Genomic DNA, 1,623 nt, shown 5'->3' on the forward strand with positions numbered 1-1,623 from the left:
CCTACCGAGGTCCTGCGTCGTCTCCGGTCATCTGGCCGCCGTCGGCGTGTCGCTTCTGACCTGCGGATCACCCGCTACCGGGAAAGGCTCACTGTGTGACCTCGCTCGCGAGCAGGCCACTCACTGAGCGTGGGTGGAGTTGGTCAGTTGGGTGATCTTGGATCCTGTTGTGACGAGCCAGCGGCCGCAGGGTTCGTTGCCTGTCGCGCTCGGTCGGCTGCGTGGCGGGCTGAGATGTCAGCGTCCAACAATGGCCCGCTTGCCGAGCCCGGATTGGGCCCTACATCCTACGATCTGCGCTGTGGCGGGGAGTCGTGCTCTGCAGACCTTCCAGTTGACAGTCGCCGCGGTGTTCACCGCGGTGATCACCGGCTGTAGTACTGCGGCACCGGTTCAAGGCGGGTCCGTGACTACGAGTGCCACACCCACCAGCCCGACCAGCTCGATCACCGCGACGCCAACACGATCGGCGTCCTTGACAGTAGTGGCGAGCGGGGATGTGCTGATCCATCAGGGTGGCGCGTTGGTGGAGGGAGCGGCTGCGGCAGGTCGGGCGCAGGGCGCCGGCTATGACTTCAGCGGTGTGTTCACCAACGTGGCCCCGGTGATCGGCGCCGCGGACCTGGCGATCTGCCATCTGGAGGTGCCGCTGGCCCCACCGGAGGGCCCGTTCGAGGGCTATCCCACCTTCGCCGCGCAGCCGCAGATCGTCGACGCGCTGGCCGGCGCCGGCTACGACACCTGCTCCACGGCGTCGAACCACTCGATGGACGTCGGCTTCGACGGGCTGGTGCGCACCCTCGACGCCCTCGATGCCCGCGGCGTGGGCCACACCGGCACGTTCCGCACTGACCAGGACAGCCAGACACCGCACATCATGACCGTCGGCGGCGTACGGGTCGCGCACATCGCCTGGACCTATGGACTCAACGGCATTCCCGAGCCCACCGGGCAGCCGTGGGCGGTCAACGACTTCGACCCGGCGCTGCCGCAGGTCGAGGGCATGCTCGCCGACGCCGCCCGCGCCCGCTTCGCCGGCGCCGACGTCGTCATCGCCAGCGTGCACTGCTGCACCGAATACGTCACCGACCCCACCGCAACCCAGGTCGCGATCGCTCAGGCGTTGCTGGCCTCCCCCGATATCGATTTGGTGCTGGGCCACCACGCCCACGTGGTGCAGCCCTTCGAGCAGGTCAACGGCAAGTGGGTGGCCTACGGGCTGGGCAACCACATCGCCGAACAGGACCTTCCGGCCACATATGACTCGGTGATCGCCCGGTTCACCTTCACCCGCGGCTCCGACGGCCGCTACGCCGTCGGCACCGCTGAAGCGATCCCCACCCACATCCAATCCCAGGGCGACGGCTTGACCGTGGTACCCACCGGACCTGGCGACCCCTCCTTCGAGCGGGTCACCGAGATCCTCACCCGCCGCGGCGCCACTGACGCCGGCTTGACCATCACCAACCGGTGACCACGGAACCGGTCAGACAACGGCTCGGCGGTCACCGCGCGTGGGACGCCAGGCGACGATGGGGTTGCGGGCACGGGCCGTGTCGGCGGTCGGCTCCGCCGTCGGCCGCCGGCGAGACGACCCGTGCCCGCTCGTACCCCTCCTGGCTC

Annotated in this window: 1 protein-coding gene; it reads left to right on the top strand. The window is 69.0% G+C overall.

Annotated features, from left to right (window positions below):
- The first annotated feature begins 349 nt into the window (after positions 1 to 349).
- Positions 350 to 1,474, top strand: a complete 1,125-nt coding sequence (locus BM414_RS28115) for a CapA family protein (protein ID WP_245785051.1) — start codon at positions 350 to 352, stop codon at positions 1,472 to 1,474.
- Positions 1,475 to 1,623 lie beyond the last annotated feature (149 nt).

The organism is Geodermatophilus amargosae, assembly GCF_900116515.1.
Taxonomy (GTDB): Bacteria; Actinomycetota; Actinomycetes; order Mycobacteriales; family Geodermatophilaceae; genus Geodermatophilus; species Geodermatophilus amargosae.